We start from the raw sequence: 18,584 nt of genomic DNA, 5'->3' as shown, positions 1-18,584 counted from the left end.
CCGCCATACGCAGCCGGTCAAGAGAAGTCGATAGGTGCCCACTTCTTGTCAGTGGCCGGTCCCGAGCTCCGAGGTTCTCGACACTCGTCAGTCAGCAGACAGTGTTCCCAGATGCGCGAACCGAGAGCGGGTGCCGGATTATGGAGAGCCGCGGGAGTGTTCCGGCCCGTCCCGTGTCGTACGAAGGGGTGTGGCGCTTCACCGCCCCCGCGGTCGACGTATCGGTTCCGCAGGCCCGGCACGCGGTGCGGGACCTGATCGGCAGGCAAGGTGTACCGGTGGAGGACGACATCCTCCAGGGGCTGCTGCTGATCGTCTCGGAGCTGGCGACCAATGCCGTCCGGCACGCGGCCCTCCTCTCGCCCGAGCTGGCGGTGGAGGTCGCCATCGGCGCCGACTGGATCAGGGTGTCGGTCGAGGATAATCACCCCTACCGCCCCACGGCGCTGGAGACCGACCACGCCCAGACGGGAGGCCGGGGGCTGCTGCTCGTCAAGGAGATCACCGCCGAGGCGGGCGGCACCTGCGACGTGGAGCACACCGCGAGCGGCGGGAAGATCATCTGGGCGGTACTCCCCCTGAGACCGCCACTCTGACCGCACGGCCCCGCCCGCGCCGCCGGGGCCCGCCCCGCCGTATCGCCTGGGCCCGTACCGCCGGGGCCCTGGCCGCCGTACCCGTACCGGCAAGGCCCCGGGCTCCCCACCGGGGCCCGCCCGCCCACCTGTCCGGCAGGGCCCCGGTCGTCACCAGTCGGCGGAGGAACCCGTCAGCTCACGGATCGCCGGGCGCGCCGCGTCCAGGACCGTCATGAACCACGCGGAGAACGGCCCCTCGGCGTGCCGCTCGGCCAGCTCGGCGGCGGTCACGAACACCGTCTCGCCGACCTCCTCCGGGTCGGGCTCCGGTGCGTCCTGGGCGAGACCCACGTACAGGTGGTTGAACTCCTGCTCCACGAGGCCCGACGCGGGGTCGGGGTGGTTGTAGCGCACGGTCCCGGCCGCCGCCATCAGCGACGGCGAGATGCCCAGCTCCTCGTACGTGCGCCGGGCGGCGGCGGCGAAGGGGGCCTCGCCCGGGTAGGGGTGGCCGCAGCAGGTGTTGGACCACACGCCGGGGGAGTGGTACTTGCCGAGCGCGCGGCGTTGGAGCAGCAGCCGTCCCCGCTCGTCGAAGAGGAAGACCGAGAAGGCGCGGTGCAGCCGGCCGGGCGCCTGGTGGGCGGCGAGCTTCTCCGCGGTGCCGATGGTGGTGCCGCTCTCGTCGACCAGTTCGAGCATGATCGCTTCTGCGGAGCCGTTCGACGAGCTGTGCGTCGCGGTGGCTGGTGTGGTCGGCATACTCATCCTTCGCTTTGGTTCCCGGCCTCGTGCGTCCGGACCCCTGGAGTCCGGTCAAGTCTGCCCCACACATGCCGGTTGTCCGTACTTCGGGGCCGGGCATGTCCTCCCCGCGCGGGCCGGGTGGAACGCGCGGGGCCTGCTGCCGTCACCGGCAGAGTCTCGCCTCGTGCGCGGCGTGGCCGCTCGGTTCCAGTTGGAAGGTGCAGTGCTCCACGTCGAAGTGGTTCCCGACGCAGCCCTGAAGGTCGTGGAGGAGCTTCTCGTGGCCGATGGAGTCCAGCATCTCCTGGTGAACGACGACGTGGGCCGAGAGGACCGGCATTCCCGAGGTGATCGTCCAGGCGTGCAGGTCGTGGACGTCCAGCACCCCGGGCAGGTCCGTGATGTGGGCCCGTACCTCGGCCATGTCCACTCCCTTGGGCGCGGACTCCAGCAGTACGTTGATCGTCTCGCGCAACAGCTTCACCGTACGGGGGACGATCATCAGGCCGATCACCAGGGAGGCGATCGGGTCGGCCGCCTGCCAGCCGGTGGCGAGGATGATGCCCGCCGCGACGAGGACGGTGACCGAGCCGAGGGTGTCGGCGAGGACCTCCAGATAGGCGCCCCGGACGTTGAGGCTGTCCTTCTGGCCGCCCATCAGGAGGGTGAGCGAGACCAGATTGGCGACCAGGCCCACGGAGGCGAAGGCGATGGCCAGGCCGCCGCGGGTGTCCGCCGGGGTGATGAAGCGGTCGACCGCCTCGTAGACGAGGAACGCGCCGACGCCCAGCAGCAGGAGGCAGTTGGCCAGCGCCGCCAGGATCTCGGCGCGGGCGAACCCGAAGGTGCGGTTCGGTCCCGCCGGGCGGTTGGCGAAGTGGATGGCGAGCAGGGCCATCCCGAGCCCCAGCCCGTCGGTCGCCATGTGGGCGGCGTCCGCGATCAGGGCGAGCGAGTCGGCGAGCACGCCGCCGACGATCTCCATGACCATCACGCCGAGGGTGATGCCCAGAGCGATCCTGAGCCGCCCCAGGTACGCGGCCGACGCTGTCGCGGGTGTGCCGTGCGTGTGACCGTGGTCGTGGCCGGCCCCCATGCGCATGCCTCCAGACGGTGGTACGGCTCGGGTCGGCGGCGCCCGAGGACGCCCAGTGAACTACGGGCGGGGGGTATCGGGCAACACGGCGTTGAACACCGTTGTCATCTGCTCTGACCTGCATAAATGTGCGAGAGCCCTCAGTGCTCGCCGGCCTGCGGATGAACCGTCAGCCAGCCCTCCCAAGCCGATTCCACCATCTCGCGCGCCCCCCTGCGGGCCGACCAGCCGAGCTCCTCGGCGATCCGCGCCGCCGAGGCCACCGACTTCGCCGCGTCACCCGCACGAGGGGGGCCGACGACCGGCTCCGTGTCGTTCCCGGTGACCTCGGCCACCAGGGAAGCGAGTTCGCGCACCGAGACGCCCTCGCCGCGTCCGATGTTCACCGTCAGATCGCCCGGGGTGTCCCGGTCCGCCAGGTGGCGTGCGACCGCCAGGTGCGCGTCGGCGAGGTCGGCGACATGGATGTAGTCCCGGATGCAGGTGCCGTCCGGGGTCGGGTACCCGGCGCCGAAGATGCGGGGCGCCTCGCCGCGCGTCAGCCGGTCGAAGAACATCGGGATCACGTTGAAGGCCCCGGTGTCCGCGAGAGCCGGTTCGGCGGCGCCCGCCACGTTGAAGTAGCGCAGGCAGGCCGTGGACATCCCGTGGGCGTGGCCGGTGGCGCGTACCAGCCATTCGCCGGCGAGCTTCGTCTCGCCGTACGGGCTGATCGGCGCGCAGGGGGTGTCCTCGGTGATCACCTCGGCCTCGGGCACCCCGTAGACGGCGGCCGAGGAGGAGAAGACGAAGGAGCGCACACCCGCCGCCGCGCAGGCCTCCAGCAGGACGCCGAGCCCGGCGACGTTCTCCCGGTAGTAGAGCAGCGGCTGCTCCACCGACTCGTCCACCCGCTTCTTCCCCGCGAGGTGCACCACGCCGGTGATCGCGTGGTCGGCCAGCAGCCGGGCCACCAGCGCGCGGTCCGCGGACGACCCGCGGATCAGCTCGATGTCCTCCGGGAGCCGCCCGGCCACCCCCGTGGACAGGTCGTCGAGCACGACGGCCTTCTCGCCGGAGGCGACCATGGCCTTCGCCACGTGTGCCCCGATGTACCCCGCACCGCCTGTGATCAGCCACGTCATGCCGATCAGCCTAAAGGGTGTCCCGTCGTCACCGGCCGGTCCGGGCCGCAGGCCGCCCCATCCGGGGGCGTGGCCGGCCCCGCAGCCCCGGCAGCCGTTCCGCACCGCGGTTTGTCGCACAGGGGCTCGATCCAGGAGGATGATCACTAAGGAGCGAACGGGGTGCAGGACCGGCCCGAACGGAGCACAAACGGGCAGTGAACTCAACCTTCTGTTCATCCGATAGCCTCTGCCGATGTGCCGCAGGCCCGCGGGCCCGTAGGCCCGCAGCCCCGTTCACAGGTCACCCCGCGTGCCCGCCCATGCCCGGATCCAAGGAGTGAGTTCGTCTGTCGACCGCCATTCTCACCGGTGTGCCGGTACCCGGGTCGTCGATCGGGGACGACCTGCGCGCCCTCGGCTTCGACGTCCGGACGGCCGCCGACGCCGGTGAAGCCGCCGCACTCCTCGGAGCCGTCCCCGCGAGCCACCGCGTCGCCCTCGTGGACCCCCGCTTCGTCGGCCACGTCCACGCCCTGCGCCTCGGACTGACCGACCCCCGCTTCGCCGCCGCCGCCCTCCCCGGCGCGCTGACCGTGCAGCCCGCGTCGCGGGCCGCACTGCTCCACGCGATGGACCGGACCGCCGCGGCGGTCGGCGCCGGACGGCCGGTTGCCGGGGACGGCGGACCGGACCGTACGGAGGACCGCACGGTCCCCGGCCGTATCGCGCTCGCCCTGGAAACCGAGGGGACGGCCGTACAGCGCCCCGAACTCGGTTCGCTCACCGCCACCGTCCCCACCACCGACGAGGAGCTGGCCGCCGCCCGGGCGGCCGTCGCGGCCGTGGACGACGAGGCGGTACGGCTGCGCAGCGCCGTGAAGGCGCACGACGGCTTCTTCACCACGCACTTCATCAGCCCGTACTCCCGCTACATCGCCCGCTGGTGCGCGCGGCGCGGACTCACCCCGAACCAGGTCACCACCGCCTCGCTGATCACCGCGCTCGTCGCGGCCGGCTGTGCGGCGACCGGGACCCGGGCCGGGTTCGTCGCCGCCGGGCTGCTGCTCCTCTTCTCCTTCGTCCTGGACTGCACCGACGGGCAGCTGGCCCGCTACTCACTCCAGTACTCGACGATGGGCGCGTGGCTCGACGCCACCTTCGACCGCGCCAAGGAGTACGCCTACTACGCGGGCCTCGCGATCGGCGCCTCGCACATGGGCGGCGGCAGTGACGACGTGTGGGCCCTCGCGCTCGGTGCCATGGTGCTCCAGGCCTGCCGCCACGTCGTCGACTTCTCCTTCAACGAGGCCAACCACGACGCGGTCTCCAACACCAGCCCCACCGCCGCCCTCTCCGACCGGCTCGACAGTGTCGGCTGGACGGTCTGGCTGCGCCGGATGATCGTGCTCCCCATCGGCGAACGCTGGGCCATGATCGCCGTGCTCACCGCGGTCACCACGCCCCGGATCGTCTTCTACGCCCTGCTCGTCGGCTGCTCGCTGGCCGCCTGTTACACCACGGCCGGCCGGCTGCTCCGTTCGCTGACCCGCACGGCACGGCGTACCGACCGCGCCGCGCGCGCCCTGGCCGACCTCGCCGACTCCGGCCCCCTCGCCCGGGCCGTGGCCGTCGTCCGCCGTCCGGGCGGTGGCTTCACCGCCCCGCTGCTGGCCCTGGTGGGCAGCGGTCTGGTGATCGCGACGGCCCTGGTCACGCCCTTCGGCAGCTGGTGGCCGGTGGTCGCCGCCGGGGTGTACACGCTCTTCGCGGGACTCGCCGTCTCGCGCCCCCTCAAGGGCGCGCTCGACTGGCTCGTCCCCCCCTTCTTCCGGGCGGCCGAGTACTGCACCGTCCTGGCACTGGCCGCCCGCAGTGGCGTGCCGCACGCCGTTCCCGCGGCATTCGGCCTGGTCGCGGCGGTCGCCTACCATCACTACGACACGGTGTACCGGATCCGGGGCGGCACGGGAGCCCCGCCGCAGTGGCTGGTCCGCACCGTCCTCGGGCACGAGGGCCGCACCCTCGTGGTGGCCCTGTTCGCCGCCGTACTCACCACCCGTTCCAGCTTCACCACGGCCCTCACCGCGCTCGCCGCGGCCGTGGCTCTGGTGGTGACCGTGGAATCCATCCGCTTCTGGGTGTCCTCCTCGGCCCCCGCCGTACACGACGAAGGAGAACTCGCATGATCGGCCTCGTACTGGCAGCAGGTGCAGGACGCCGACTGCGTCCCTACACGGACACCCTGCCCAAGGCACTCGTGCCGGTGGACGGCGAGAAGACCGTGCTCGACCTGACCCTGGCGAACTTCGCCGCGGTCGGTCTGACCGAGGTCGCCATCGTCGTCGGCTACCGCAAGGAGGCCGTGTACGCCCGCAAGGCCGAACTGGAGGCCACCTACGGCCTCTCCCTCACCCTCGTCGACAACGACAAGGCCGAGGAGTGGAACAACGCCTACTCCCTGTGGTGCGCCCGCGACGTCCTCAAGCGCGGCGTGATCCTCGCCAACGGCGACACCGTGCACCCCGTCTCCGTCGAGGAGACCCTGCTCGCGGCGCGCGGCGAAGGCCGCCGGATCATTCTCGCCCTCGACACGGTGAAGAGCCTCGCCGACGAGGAGATGAAGGTCATCACCGACGAGAAGGGCGTCCGCCGGATCACCAAGCTGATGGACCCGGCGACGGCCACCGGCGAGTACATCGGCGTGACCCTGATCGAGCCCGAGGCCGCCGAGGAGCTCGCCGACGCCCTGAAGGCGACGTTCGAGCGCGACCCCGACCTCTACTACGAGGACGGCTACCAGGAGCTCGTGAACCGCGGCTTCACCGTCGACGTCGCTCCCATCGGCGAGGTGACCTGGGTGGAGATCGACAACCACGCGGACCTCGCGAAGGGCCGTGAGATCGCGTGCCAGTACTGACCCGGCTCATCCCCTCCCCGCTGGTCGTCGACATCCGCCGCGGCGCGATGGACGACCTGGCGGGGGTCCTCCACGACCAGCGGATCTCCACGTCGGGCAAGCTGGCCATCGCGATCAGCGAAGGCTCCGGCCGCGCCCTGAAGGACCGGCTCGCGCCGCTCCTGCCCGGGGCGGACTGGTACCCCGTGAGCGACGGCACGATCGACTCCGCGGTGCGTCTCGCCAACGGGATCAAGGGCAACCGGTACGACGCCGTGGTCGGCCTCGGCGGCGGCAAGATCATCGACGTGGCGAAGTACGCCGCCGCGCGCGTCGGGCTGCCGCTGGTCGCCGTGGCCACCAACCTCTCGCACGACGGCCTCTGCTCACCGGTCGCCACCCTGGACAACGACAACGGCCGCGGCTCCTACGGCGTGCCCACGCCGATCGCCGTCGTGATCGACCTCGACGTCGTCCGCCGGGCACCCGCCCGCTACATCCGCTCCGGCATCGGGGACGCCGTCTCCAACATCTCCTGCGTCGCCGACTGGGAGCTCGCCCAGCAGATCAACGGCGAAGAGGTCGACGGGCTCGCCGCCGCCATGGCACGCCAGGCGGGCGAGGCGGTCCTGCGCCACCCCGGCGGCATCGCCGACGACGACTTCCTCAAGGTGCTGGCCGAGGGCCTGGTCCTGACCGGCATCTCGATGGCGGTCGCGGGCGACTCGCGCCCCGCCTCCGGGGCGTGCCACGAGATCAACCACGCCTTCGACCTGCTCCATCCGGCGCGCGCCGCCAGCCACGGCGAGCAGGTCGGCCTCGGCGCCTGCTTCGCCATGCACCTGCGCGGCGCACACGCCCAGTCGCAGCAGATGGCCACCGTCTTCCGCCGCCACGGCCTGCCCGTGCTGCCGGAGGAGATCGGCTTCACCGCCGACGAGTTCGTCGAGGTGGTCGACTTCGCCCCCCAGACGCGCCCGGGTCGTTTCACGATCCTGGAGCACCTCAACCTGTCCACCGACCAGATCAGGGACGCGTACGCCGACTATGCAAAAGCCATCCGTAGCTGAACTCCGTCCGGTCGTGCACCCCCCGGGCGTGAAGGACCGCCGCAGTGGTGAGCACTGGGGTGGACGGCTCTACATGCGCGAGATCTCCCTGCGCATCGACCGGCACCTGGTGAACACCCGGATCACCCCCAACCAGCTGACCTACGTCATGACCGTCGCGGGCGTGCTCGCCGCCCCGGCCCTGCTCGTCCCCGGCATACCGGGAGCGGTGCTGGGCGTGGTCATGGTCCAGCTCTACCTGTTGCTCGACTGCGTCGACGGTGAGGTCGCGCGCTGGAAGAAGCAGTTCTCGCTGGGCGGGGTCTACCTCGACCGGGTCGGTGCCTACCTCTGCGACGCCGCCGTACTCGTCGGGCTGGGCCTGCGCGCCGCCGACCTGTTCGGTACCGGGCGGATCGACTGGCTCTGGGCGTTCCTCGGCACCCTGGCCGCTCTCGGCGCCATCCTGATCAAGGCGGAGACCGACCTCGTCGGTGTCGCACGCCACCAGGGCGGGCTGCCGCCGGTCAAGGAAGCCGCCTCCGAGCCCCGCTCGTCCGGCATGGCGTTCGCCCGCCGCGCCGCCGGAGCGCTCAAGTTCCACCGCCTGATCCTCGGCGTCGAGGCGTCCCTGGTCGTCCTCGCCGCCGCCATCGCGGACGTGATCAGGGACGATCTCTTCTTCACCCGCCTCGCGGTCGCGGTCCTGGCGGGCATCGCCCTGCTCCAGACCGTCCTGCACCTGGTGTCGATCCTGGCGTCCAGCCGTCTGAAGTGAGTACCCCATGAGACTCGGCGCGGTCATCATCACCATGGGCAACCGCCCCGTGGAGCTGCGCGCCCTCCTCGATTCGGTCGCCGCCCAGGACGGCGACCGGATCGAGGTCGTGGTCGTCGGCAACGGGGCCCCCGTGCCGGACGTCCCCGAGGGTGTCCGGACCGTCGAGCTGCCCGAGAACCTCGGCATCCCCGGCGGCCGCAACGTCGGCATCGAGGCCTTCGGCCCCGGCGGCACCGACGTGGACGTCCTGCTCTTCCTCGACGACGACGGCCGGCTCCCGAGGACCGACACCGCCGAACTGTGCCGCCGGGCCTTCGAAGCGGACCCGCAGCTGGGCATCGTCAGCTTCCGCATCGCCGACCCCGAGACCGGCGTCACCCAGCGACGCCACGTGCCCCGTCTCCGCGCCTCGGACCCGATGCACTCCTCCCGGGTGACGACCTTCCTCGGCGGTGCCAACGCGGTACGCACCGCAGTGCTCGCCGAGGTCGGCGGGCTGCCCGACGCGTTCTTCTACGCCCATGAGGAGACCGACCTCGCCTGGCGGGCGCTCGACGCGGGGTGGCTGATCGACTACCGCGCGGACATGGTCCTCGACCATCCCGCGACCGCCCCGTCCCGGCACGCCGTCTACCACCGGATGGTCGCCCGCAACCGGGTCTGGCTCGCCCGCCGCAACCTCCCCGCCCCGCTGGTCCCGGTCTACCTGGGGACCTGGGTGGTACTCACGCTGGTACGCCGCCCCTCCGCGCCCGCCCTCAGGGCGTGGTTCGGCGGTTTCCGCGAGGGATGGACCACACCCTGCGGCCCCCGGCGCCCCATGCGGTGGCGTACGGTCTGGCGACTGACGAGGCTGGGCCGTCCTCCCGTGATCTGAGCCTGTGAGGCTCTGAGACCATGGGATCCGTATGCATTCCTTTCCGGGTCCTGTCCGCCTGCGCCGCGCCCCTTCACCGGCCGCGTGGATCGAAGACGAGAGTTTCCATCTGTGAGTGACACAACGCATGACGGGCGGGTCGCCATGAGCACCCCGCCGTCGGCCGACGAGGGGCTGAGCCCGGCACAGCTGGCCGAGAAGTACGGCCTCACCGTGAGCGGTGCCCGGCCCGGGCTGTTCGCCTACGTCCGCCAGCTCTGGGGCCGTCGCCACTTCATCCTGGCGTTCTCCCGGGCGAAGCTGACCGCCCAGTACAGCCAGGCCAAGCTCGGCCAGCTGTGGCAGGTGGCCACCCCGCTGCTGAACGCGCTGGTCTACTACCTGATCTTCGGCCTGATCCTCGGCACGCGGAAGGGGATGGACCAGGAGGTCTTCATCCCGTTCCTGGTGACCGGTGTCTTCGTCTTCACGTTCACCCAGAGCTCGGTGATGGCGGGTGTCCGCGCGATCTCCGGAAACCTCGGCCTGGTGCGGGCCCTGCACTTCCCCCGGGCCTCGCTGCCGGTCTCGTTCTCGCTCCAGCAGCTGCAGCAGCTGCTGTACTCGATGATCGTGCTGATCATCGTCGCGGTGTCGTTCGGCAGCTACCCCACCCTGTCGTGGCTCCTGGTCGTCCCCGCGCTGCTCCTGCAGTTCTGCTTCAACACCGGACTGGCGCTCGTCATGGCCCGCCTCGGGAGCAAGACCCCCGACCTGGCGCAGCTGATGCCCTTCGTCATGCGGACCTGGATGTACGCGTCCGGCGTCATGTTCTCCATCACGGTGATGCTCCAGGACAAGCCGCAGTGGATCGCCAACGTGCTCCAGTACAACCCGGCGGCCATCTACATGGACCTGGTCCGCTTCGCCCTCATCGACGGCTACGGCGCGGAGAACCTCCCGGCCCATGTCTGGGCCGTCGCCACCGCCTGGGCGCTCGTGGTGGGCGCCCTGGGCTTCGTGTACTTCTGGAAGGCAGAGGAGCGGTACGGCCGTGGCTGACGACAACACCCAGGGGCGGATCCCCACCGTCATCGCGGACGGCGTCCACATCGTGTACCGCGTCAACGGCGGCGGTGGCGGCAGGGGCAGTGCGACCGCGGCCCTCAGCCGCATGATGCGCCGCGGCAAGGGTGAGCCCCGCGGCATCCGCAAGGTCCACGCCGTGCGCGGGGTCAGCTTCACCGCCTACCGGGGCGAGGCCATCGGCCTCATCGGCACCAACGGCTCCGGCAAGTCGACGCTGCTGCGCGCCATCGCCGGCCTGCTCCCCACGGAGAAGGGACGGGTCTACACGGACGGCCAGCCCTCGCTCCTCGGCGTGAACGCGGCCCTGATGAACGACCTCACCGGTGAGCGCAACGTCGTGCTCGGCGGCCTCGCCATGGGGATGAGCCGCGAGGAGATCCGCTCCCGCTACGACGGCATCGTGGAGTTCTCCGGGATCAACGAGAAGGGTGACTTCATCACCCTCCCGATGCGGACCTACTCCTCCGGCATGGCAGCCCGCCTGCGGTTCTCCATCGCGGCGGCCAAGAACCACGACGTCCTCATGATCGACGAGGCGCTGGCGACCGGTGACCGGAAGTTCCGGGTCCGTTCCGAGGAGCGCATCCGCGAGCTGCGCAAGGAGGCCGGCACGGTCTTCCTGGTCAGCCACAACAACGGGACGATCCGCGACACCTGCGACCGGGTCCTGTGGCTGGAAAAGGGCGAGCTGCTCATGGACGGGCCGACGGAGGAGGTCCTCCAGGCCTACGAGCGGGAGACCGGCAAGTAGGGCGTCAGCCGGCACCGGCACGGGCCGGACCCCTCGGACGATGTCTGGCGAAACGCTTCGCCTGATGGCCGCCCGAGGCGTCCGGCCCGTCCGCCCGTGGTGGTAGCCGGAGATCCGTTCTCCACCTGGCGGACGATGCCAAGTGTCCCGGTGCCGTGGAAAGTTGGGACTCCGGAAGCCGGGCGCGACGGCTCGCAACACCCGGTCGGTGCCGTGTGATCCGTACAACGTAAGCTGTACCGGTGCTGATTCGCGGCAAGTGTGCCGATACGCCCACAGCACGTGACCAGGGTGCGCCGGGGCACTCGGGAGGACGGGCGGCGTGTCCGAAAAGGGATGTTTTGGGTCAGCAGTGTAGAACGGGAGATGTGACGGCAATGACGGACAATCTCCAGCTCCGACGTGGTTTCGCCGTCCCCGCGCCGGGCGGTACGACGTGACCCGTACCCGTCAGGCACCCCCGGTCGCCACGCTCGACAAGGCCGCGGACGAGAACTTCCCCGTGGCTCCCTTTTTTCTGCCCCGCGCCTGGCGCGACGACCTGATGGCGGTCTACGGATACGCCCGGCTCGTCGACGACATCGGCGACGGCGACCTCGCCCCCGGCGGTGCCGACGCCCGCCACCTGGGCGTGGAGCCCGGACGGAGCGACGACCGGCTCGCCGTGCTCGATGCCTTCGAGGCCGACCTGAGCCGCGTCTTCTCCACCGACGGCGACGACCCGCACCACCCGCTGCTGCGTGCCCTGCGCCCCACCGTGCGCCGTCGCGCGCTCACCCCCGAGCCGTTCCTCGGGCTGATCGAGGCCAACCGGCAGGACCAGAAGGTCCGCCGCTACGCGACCTGGGACGAACTCCTCGCGTACTGCGAACTCTCCGCCAACCCGGTCGGCAGGCTGGTCCTCGCCCTCACCGGGACCTCCAGCCCGGAGCGGGTACGCCGCTCGGACGCCGTCTGCACCGCGCTGCAGATCGCCGAACACCTCCAGGACGTCACCGAGGACCTCGGCCGCGACCGGATCTACCTGCCCGCCGAGGACATGGCGCGCTTCCACGTGACCGAGGCCGACCTGGCCGCTCCGACCGCCGGGGCGTCGGTACGGGCCCTGATCGCCTGGGAAACGGCACGCGCCAGGGAACTGCTGGACGAGGGACTCCCCCTCGTGGGTAGCGTCCAGGGCAGGCTCCGACTGCTGCTCGCCGGATTCGTCGCCGGAGGGCGGGCCGCCCTCGACGCGGTCGCGGCGGCCGGTTTCGACGTCCTGCCCGGACCGCCCAAGCCCACGACGCCCAGCCTGCTGCGCGAAGTGGGAGTTGTCTTGCGAAGTGCGCGAAGAGAGGGATGACTCCGAAAGTGGAGGGACAGACGACGTCCATGCCGGCACCGGTAGCGGCGGCATACAGCTACTGCGAGGCCGTCACGGGTCAGCAGGCACGTAACTTCGCCTACGGCATCAGGCTGCTTCCGTCCGAGAAGCGGCAGGCGATGTCCGCGCTGTACGCCTTCTCCCGCCGGGTCGACGACATCGGCGACGGCGAACTCGACGCCGGGACGAAGAAGACGCGGCTGGAGAGCACCCGCGAGCTGCTCGGCAGGGTCCGCGACGGCAAGGTCGAGGAGGACGACACCGACCCGGTCGCCGTCGCGCTCGCCGACGCCGCCCGGCGCTTCCCGCTGCCCCTCGGCGGCCTCGACGAGCTGATCGACGGCGTGCTGATGGACGTGCGCGGAGCGACGTACGAGACCTGGGACGACCTCAGGACCTACTGCCGCTGCGTCGCCGGAGCCATCGGCCGCCTCAGCCTCGGCGTCTTCGGTACGGAGCCCGGCGCGCCCGGGGCCGACCGTGCCGCCGAGTACGCCGACACCCTCGGGCTCGCCCTCCAGCTCACCAACATCCTGCGCGACGTCCGCGAGGACGCCGGAAACGGCCGTACGTACCTCCCCGCCGACGACCTCGCCAAGTTCGGCTGCTCCGAGGGGTTCCACCGGGCCACCCCGCCCGCCGGCTCGGACTTCGCCGGCCTCGTCCACTTCGAGGTGCGCCGGGCCCGCGCGCTCTTCGCCGAGGGGTACCGGCTGCTGCCGATGCTGGACCGCCGCAGCGGCGCCTGCGTCGCCGCGATGGCCGGGATCTACCGCCGTCTGCTGGACCGCATCGAACGCGACCCCGGGGCCGTCCTGCGTGGCCGGGTCTCCCTGCCCGGCCACGAGAAGGCGTACGTGGCGGTCCGCGGCCTCTCCGGACTCGACGCCCGCCATGTCTCGCGCCTGACCAGGACCGGCCGCGCGTGACTCACTCCGGCATGCCCGTGTACCGGGCAACCTTCCACTGGCCGACGACGTCCTTCCCTGGGACGATTCTGTGGTCCATGACCCGACGGGAGGGCGAGGCATGACCGGCACCGCACCGCTCCCCACGCGCGCCGTGGTCGTCGGCGGCGGTCTCGCGGGCATCACGTCCGCTCTCCGCCTCGCCGACGCCGGGGCGGACGTGACCCTGCTCGAAGGCCGCCCCCGGCTCGGCGGACTCGCCTTCTCCTTCCGCCGCGGCGACCTGACGGTCGACAACGGACAGCACGTCTACCTGCGCTGCTGCACCGCATACCGGTGGTTCCTGGACCGTATCGGCGCGGCCCGCCTCGCCCCGCTGCAGGACCGCCTCGACGTGCCCGTCCTCGACGTGGGGCGGCCCGCCGGACCCCGGCTCGGACGGCTCCGGCGCACCAGCCTGCCCGTACCGCTGCACCTCGCCGGCGGGCTCGCCGCCTACCCGCACCTCTCGCTCGCCGAGAAGGCGTCCGTGGGCCGGGCCGCGCTGGCCCTCGGCCGGCTCGACCCGGCCGACCCCGCGCTGGACACCGTCAGCTTCGCCGACTGGCTGCGCCGGTACGGCCAGTCCCCGAGGACGGTCGAAGCCCTCTGGGATCTCGTCGGGGTCGCCACCCTCAACGCGACGGCGGAGAACGCCTCCATGGCGCTCGCCGCGATGGTCTTCAAGACCGGCCTGCTCTCCGAGCCCGGCGCCGCCGACATCGGATGGGCGGCCGTGCCGCTCGGCGAGCTCCACGACACCCTCGCCCGCAAGGCCCTCGACGCCGCCGGAGTACGTACCGAACTGCGCGCCAAGGCCACCTCGCTCACCCGGGCCGAGGACGGCACCTGGACGGTTCTGACCGGGAGCGAGCGGATCGAGGCCGACGCCGTGGTCCTCGCCCTCCCGCAGCGGGAGACCCACGCACTGCTGCCCGCCGGAGCCGTCGAGGACCAGGACCGGCTGCTCGCCATCCAGGACGCCCCCATCCTCAACGTCCACGTCGTCTACGACCGCAAGGTGCTGCGCCGGCCGTTCTTCGCCGCGCTCGGCTCCCCGGTCCAGTGGGTCTTCGACCGCACCGAACCCTCCGGGCTCCGCGGTCCGGGGCAGTACCTCGCGCTGTCGCAGTCGGCCGCCGGGGACGAGATCGACCTGCCCGTCGCCGAACTGCGCGCCCGCTACCTGCCCGAACTGGAGCGCCTCTTCCCGGCGGCGAGGGGTGCGGGCGTCCGCGACTTCTTCGTCACCCGCGAGCGCACCGCGACCTTCGCGCCGGCGCCCGGTACCGGGCGGCTGCGCCCCGGGGCCCGCACCCGGCTGCCGGGACTCGCCCTGGCGGGCGCGTGGACGGCGACCGGGTGGCCCGCCACCATGGAGGGCGCCGTCCGCAGCGGAACTACCGCCGCCACAACAGCGATCCAGGGGCTCAGGAGCCCGCACGAACATCCGCTGCAGGAGGCGGCATGAGCAGTACCACCGGAACAAGAGGAGAGTCAGTGACCCCGGCGAATCCGGCTTTCGACACCGTGGCGGACACCACGGACGTCACCGCGCTTCTGGAGCGCGGACGGGCCCTGTCAGCGCCGGTGCTGCGGGCTGCCGTGGACCGGCTCGCGCCGCCCATGGACACCGTCGCGGCCTACCACTTCGGCTGGATCGACGCCGACGGACGGCCCGCCGCCGGAGACGGCGGCAAGGCGGTCCGCCCGGCGCTCGCGCTGCTGTCGGCCGAGGCCGCGGGCGCCCCCGCCGAGGCGGGTGTCCCCGGTGCCGTGGCGGTCGAACTCGTGCACAACTTCTCGCTGCTGCACGACGACCTGATGGACGGCGACGAGCAGCGCCGCCACCGCGACACGGTCTGGAAGGTGCACGGTCCCGCCCAGGCGATCCTCGTCGGCGACGCGCTGTTCGCGCTGGCCAACGAGCTCCTTCTGGAGCTCGGCACCGTCGAGGCGGGGCGCGCCGCGCGTCGCCTGACCACCGCCACCCGCAAGCTCATCGACGGCCAGGCGCAGGACATCTCGTACGAGCACCGCGAGCGGGTCACCGTCGAGGAGTGCCTGGAGATGGAGGGCAACAAGACCGGCGCCCTCCTCGCCTGCGCCGTCTCCATCGGCGCGGTGCTCGGCGGAGCCGACGACCGGACGGCCGACACCCTGGAGTCCTACGGCTACCACCTGGGCCTCGCCTTCCAGGCCGTCGACGACCTGCTCGGTATCTGGGGCGACCCGGAGTCCACCGGCAAGCAGACCTGGAGCGACCTGCGCCAGCGCAAGAAGTCGCTGCCCGTGGTCGCCGCTCTCGCGGCCGGCGGGCCGGCCTCCGAGCGGCTCGGCGCACTGCTCTCCGCCGACGCGAAGAGCAGCGACTTCGACAGCTTCTCCGAAGAGGAGTTCGCCGCCCGCGCGGCGCTCATCGAGGAGGCGGGCGGCCGCGAGTGGACCGCCCAGGAAGCCCGCCGTCAGCACGCCGTCGCCATCGAGGCGCTGAACGGTGTCGACATGCCGAGTGAAGTACGGGCGCAGCTCACCGCGCTCGCCGATTTCGTCGTCGTCCGAAAGAGATGATCACCATTCGTATATGACTCGCAGTCGCCGGCCGGTGTCCTTCGGGGCACCGGCCGACGGAGACCCCAGCACAGCAGAGGACCGAACTGCACGAAGGGGAAGCCATGACAGCGACGACCGACGGAAGCACCGGGGCTGTGCACCCTCGCACGGTCCCGGGCGATCCGACCGACACAACCTTCACGGCGGACGACGTACTGGACGCCGCCCGGCGGGCCGCGGAACGCTCCGTCGAGCACCTCCTCGGCAGACAGGACGAGCAGGGCTGGTGGAAAGGCGACCTGGCCACCAACGTCACCATGGACGCGGAAGACCTGCTGCTCCGTCAGTTTCTCGGTATCCAGGACCCCGACATCCTCAGGTCAGCCGCCCTCTTCGTCCGTGGCGAGCAACTGGGCGACGGTACCTGGGCCACCTTTTACGGAGGTCCGAGCGACCTCTCCGCCACCATCGAGGCGTACGTGGCGCTGCGGCTGGCCGGAGACCGGCCCGACGAGCCGCATATGGCCCGCGCCGCCGCCTGGGTTCGGGACGAGGGCGGGATCGCCGCCTCCCGCGTGTTCACCCGGATCTGGCTCGCCCTCTTCGGCTGGTGGAAGTGGGACGACCTCCCGGAACTCCCGCCCGAGCTCATGTTCTTTCCTTCCTGGGTACCTCTCAATATCTATGACTTCGGATGCTGGGCCCGCCAGACCATTGTTCCGCTGACCATCGTCTCGGCGAAGCGGCCCGTACGGCCCGCTCCGTTCTCCCTCGACGAACTGCACACCGATCCGTCCCGGCCCAACCCGCCCGTGCGCAAGGCCTCCCCGGTGAGCTGGGACGGCGTCTTCCAGCGGCTGGACAGGGCGCTGCACCTCTACCACCGGATCGCGCCGCGCCGGCTCCGCCGGACCGCGATGAACGCGGCCGCCCGGTGGATCATCGAACGCCAGGAGAACGACGGCTGCTGGGGCGGGATCCAGCCCCCGGCCGTCTACTCCGTGATCGCCCTCCACCTGCTCGGCTACGACCTCGACCACCCGGTGATGCGCGCCGGGCTCGCGTCGCTGGACCGTTTCGCCGTACAACGCCCGGACGGCGCGCGCATGGTCGAGGCGTGCCAGTCCCCGGTGTGGGACACGTGCCTGGCCACCATCGCGCTGGCCGACGCCGGGGTCTCTCCGGACCACCCGGCGCTGGTCAAGGCGGCGGACTGGATGCTCGGCGAGGAGATCGTACGGCCGGGGGACTGGTCCGTGCGCAGGCCTCGACTCTCGCCGGGCGGCTGGGCGTTCGAGTTCCACAACGACAACTACCCGGACATCGACGACACCGCCGAGGTCGTGCTCGCACTGCGCCGGGTCCGCCACCCCGAGCCCGCCAGGGTCGAGGCCGCCATCGAGCGCGGGGTGCGCTGGACGGTCGGCATGCAGTCGCGCGGAGGAGCGTGGGGCGCCTTCGACGCGGACAACACCAGTCCGTTCCCCAACCGCCTGCCGTTCTGCGACTTCGGCGAGGTGATCGACCCGCCGTCCGCCGACGTCACCGGTCACGTGGTGGAGATGATGGCCTACGAGGGGCGCGCCGGAGATCCACGCGTCCGCCGCGGAATCGACTGGCTCCTCGCCGAACAGGACGCGAGTGGTGCCTGGTTCGGCCGCTGGGGCGTCAACTACGTCTACGGCACCGGGTCCGTGGTGCCGGCGCTGGTCGCCGCCGGGCTGCCCACCACCCACCCCGCGGTCCGCCGGGCCGTGCGCTGGCTCGAGTCCGTCCAGAACGAGGACGGCGGATGGGGCGAGGACCTGCGCTCCTACCAGGACAGCAAGTGGATCGGCCGCGGCGAGTCGACGGCCTCGCAGACCGCCTGGGCCCTGCTTGCCCTGCTGGCCGCAGGAGAGCGCGATCACCCCGCCGTCACCCGGGCGATCACCTTCCTGGCCCGCACCCAGCAGGAGGACGGGTCCTGGGACGAGCCGTACTTCACCGGGACCGGCTTCCCCTGGGACTTCTCCATCAACTACCACCTCTACCGCCAGGTCTTCCCGCTCACCGCGCTGGGGCGTTACGTGCACGGCGACCCTCTCGCCGCCCGGGCCGTGAACCCGGCGGGGATCTGATGGGCGGGCCCCGGCCCCCCGGCGGACCGACGACCGCACTGCTCGTCGCCTGCGCGCTCGGCATCGAGCAGTTCGCCCTGCGGAGCGGGCCGCGCGGCGCCGGTCCGGTCACCGTCCTGCGGACGGGGATGGGCCCGGAGGCGGCCGAGGCAGCCCTCGGGCGCGCCCTGGTCCGGGAGGAGATGCGCGGTGCGGCCGTCGTCGCCTCCGGGTTCTGCGCCGGCCTCGCGCCAGGGATGCACCCGGGCGACCTGGTCGTCGCCGAGGAGACCAGGTCCACCCACGGGACCACCGCCTGCGACGGTGTATCCGTGCTGGTCGGCGCGGTGTCCCGGCTGTTTCCCGGCCGTACCGTGCACACCGGCCCCCTGACCGGCTCCGACCACGTCGTGAGGGGCGCCGAGCGGGCGGCCCTCGCGGCGACCGGGGCCATCGCCGTGGACATGGAGTCCGCGGCGACCCTCTCCACCGCTCTGCGTCATGGGCCACGCCCGGTTGCGGCCGTACGGGTGGTCGTGGACGCTCCAGAGCATGAGCTCGTCCGAGTTGCCACGGTGCGCGGTGGAATATCGGCTTTCCGCGTTCTTCGTGCCGTCCTACCGGCTTTTCATGAATGGCACCGATCTTTGTTGCTCCCCCGGAGGTGAGC

At 71.6% G+C, this 18,584-nt stretch carries 17 protein-coding genes; 14 read left to right on the top strand and 3 right to left on the bottom strand.

Annotation, left to right across the window (positions count from 1 at the left end):
* Positions 1-140 precede the first annotated feature (140 nt).
* Positions 141-596: an ATP-binding protein gene (locus tag ACFZAX_RS14285; RefSeq protein WP_390961665.1), complete on the top strand. Its 456-nt coding sequence runs from the start codon at positions 141-143 to the stop codon at positions 594-596.
* Positions 597-746: 150 nt separating this feature from the next.
* On the opposite strand, the gene idi is transcribed toward ACFZAX_RS14285, so the two are convergent.
* The 3 genes from idi to galE form a co-directional block, all read right to left on the bottom strand.
* Positions 747-1,340 carry an isopentenyl-diphosphate Delta-isomerase gene (gene idi / locus ACFZAX_RS14280; RefSeq protein ID WP_390961664.1) on the bottom strand — a complete coding sequence of 198 codons (594 nt, stop codon included), beginning with the start codon at positions 1,338-1,340 and terminating at the stop codon, positions 747-749.
* Positions 1,341-1,488: 148 nt separating this feature from the next.
* Positions 1,489-2,421, bottom strand: coding sequence for a cation diffusion facilitator family transporter (locus ACFZAX_RS14275; RefSeq protein WP_390961921.1), 933 nt, complete (start codon positions 2,419-2,421; stop codon positions 1,489-1,491).
* Between the two features lie 140 nt (positions 2,422-2,561).
* Positions 2,562-3,545, bottom strand: a complete 984-nt coding sequence (gene galE, locus ACFZAX_RS14270; RefSeq protein ID WP_390961663.1) for a UDP-glucose 4-epimerase GalE — start codon at positions 3,543-3,545, stop codon at positions 2,562-2,564.
* A 353-nt stretch (positions 3,546-3,898) separates the two neighbouring features.
* On the opposite strand from galE, the gene ACFZAX_RS14265 reads away from it, so the two are divergent.
* From ACFZAX_RS14265 to ACFZAX_RS14205, 13 genes are all read left to right on the top strand, one after another.
* Positions 3,899-5,713: a DUF5941 domain-containing protein gene (locus tag ACFZAX_RS14265; RefSeq protein WP_390961662.1), complete on the top strand. Its 1,815-nt coding sequence runs from the start codon at positions 3,899-3,901 to the stop codon at positions 5,711-5,713.
* On the top strand, positions 5,710-6,444 hold the full coding sequence (locus tag ACFZAX_RS14260) for a sugar phosphate nucleotidyltransferase (protein ID WP_390961661.1): 735 nt from the start codon (positions 5,710-5,712) through the stop codon (positions 6,442-6,444). Before ACFZAX_RS14265 ends, ACFZAX_RS14260 begins: the two co-directional genes overlap by 4 nt.
* Positions 6,432-7,493 (top strand): iron-containing alcohol dehydrogenase, encoded by a 1,062-nt coding sequence (locus ACFZAX_RS14255; protein ID WP_390961660.1) that lies wholly within the window; start codon positions 6,432-6,434, stop codon positions 7,491-7,493. Before ACFZAX_RS14260 ends, ACFZAX_RS14255 begins: the two co-directional genes overlap by 13 nt.
* The gene (locus ACFZAX_RS14250) at positions 7,471-8,250 is read left to right on the top strand and encodes a CDP-alcohol phosphatidyltransferase family protein (RefSeq protein WP_390961659.1); all 780 of its coding nucleotides are present in this window, start codon (positions 7,471-7,473) and stop codon (positions 8,248-8,250) included. Before ACFZAX_RS14255 ends, ACFZAX_RS14250 begins: the two co-directional genes overlap by 23 nt.
* Before the next feature lie 7 nt (positions 8,251-8,257).
* The gene (locus tag ACFZAX_RS14245; protein WP_390961658.1) at positions 8,258-9,130 is read left to right on the top strand and encodes a glycosyltransferase; all 873 of its coding nucleotides are present in this window, start codon (positions 8,258-8,260) and stop codon (positions 9,128-9,130) included.
* Between the two features lie 111 nt (positions 9,131-9,241).
* Positions 9,242-10,171: an ABC transporter permease gene (locus ACFZAX_RS14240; protein WP_390961656.1), complete on the top strand. Its 930-nt coding sequence runs from the start codon at positions 9,242-9,244 to the stop codon at positions 10,169-10,171.
* Positions 10,164-10,949, top strand: a complete 786-nt coding sequence (locus tag ACFZAX_RS14235; RefSeq protein ID WP_390961655.1) for an ATP-binding cassette domain-containing protein — start codon at positions 10,164-10,166, stop codon at positions 10,947-10,949. The genes ACFZAX_RS14240 and ACFZAX_RS14235 overlap by 8 nt, the downstream gene beginning before the upstream one ends.
* Positions 10,950-11,385: 436 nt before the next feature.
* Positions 11,386-12,294 (top strand): squalene synthase HpnC, encoded by a 909-nt coding sequence (hpnC, locus tag ACFZAX_RS14230; protein WP_390961654.1) that lies wholly within the window; start codon positions 11,386-11,388, stop codon positions 12,292-12,294.
* Positions 12,291-13,244 (top strand): presqualene diphosphate synthase HpnD, encoded by a 954-nt coding sequence (gene hpnD / locus ACFZAX_RS14225; protein ID WP_390961653.1) that lies wholly within the window; start codon positions 12,291-12,293, stop codon positions 13,242-13,244. The genes hpnC and hpnD overlap by 4 nt, the downstream gene beginning before the upstream one ends.
* A gap of 100 nt (positions 13,245-13,344) precedes the next feature.
* Positions 13,345-14,733: a hydroxysqualene dehydroxylase HpnE gene (gene hpnE, locus ACFZAX_RS14220; protein WP_390961652.1), complete on the top strand. Its 1,389-nt coding sequence runs from the start codon at positions 13,345-13,347 to the stop codon at positions 14,731-14,733.
* The gene (locus tag ACFZAX_RS14215) at positions 14,730-15,833 is read left to right on the top strand and encodes a polyprenyl synthetase family protein (RefSeq protein WP_390961650.1); all 1,104 of its coding nucleotides are present in this window, start codon (positions 14,730-14,732) and stop codon (positions 15,831-15,833) included. The genes hpnE and ACFZAX_RS14215 overlap by 4 nt, the downstream gene beginning before the upstream one ends.
* A 104-nt stretch (positions 15,834-15,937) precedes the next feature.
* On the top strand, positions 15,938-17,935 hold the full coding sequence (gene shc / locus ACFZAX_RS14210) for a squalene--hopene cyclase (RefSeq protein ID WP_390961649.1): 1,998 nt from the start codon (positions 15,938-15,940) through the stop codon (positions 17,933-17,935).
* The gene (locus ACFZAX_RS14205) at positions 17,935-18,582 is read left to right on the top strand and encodes a 1-hydroxy-2-methyl-2-butenyl 4-diphosphate reductase (protein ID WP_390961648.1); all 648 of its coding nucleotides are present in this window, start codon (positions 17,935-17,937) and stop codon (positions 18,580-18,582) included. Before shc ends, ACFZAX_RS14205 begins: the two co-directional genes overlap by 1 nt.
* Positions 18,583-18,584 lie beyond the last annotated feature (2 nt).

The organism is Streptomyces sp. NPDC008125 (genome assembly GCF_042957125.1).
In the GTDB taxonomy this organism is placed as follows: domain Bacteria; phylum Actinomycetota; class Actinomycetes; order Streptomycetales; family Streptomycetaceae; genus Streptomyces.
The sequence above is the reverse complement of the archived record's forward strand: the minus strand, read 5'-3'. Positions and strand labels throughout refer to the sequence as shown.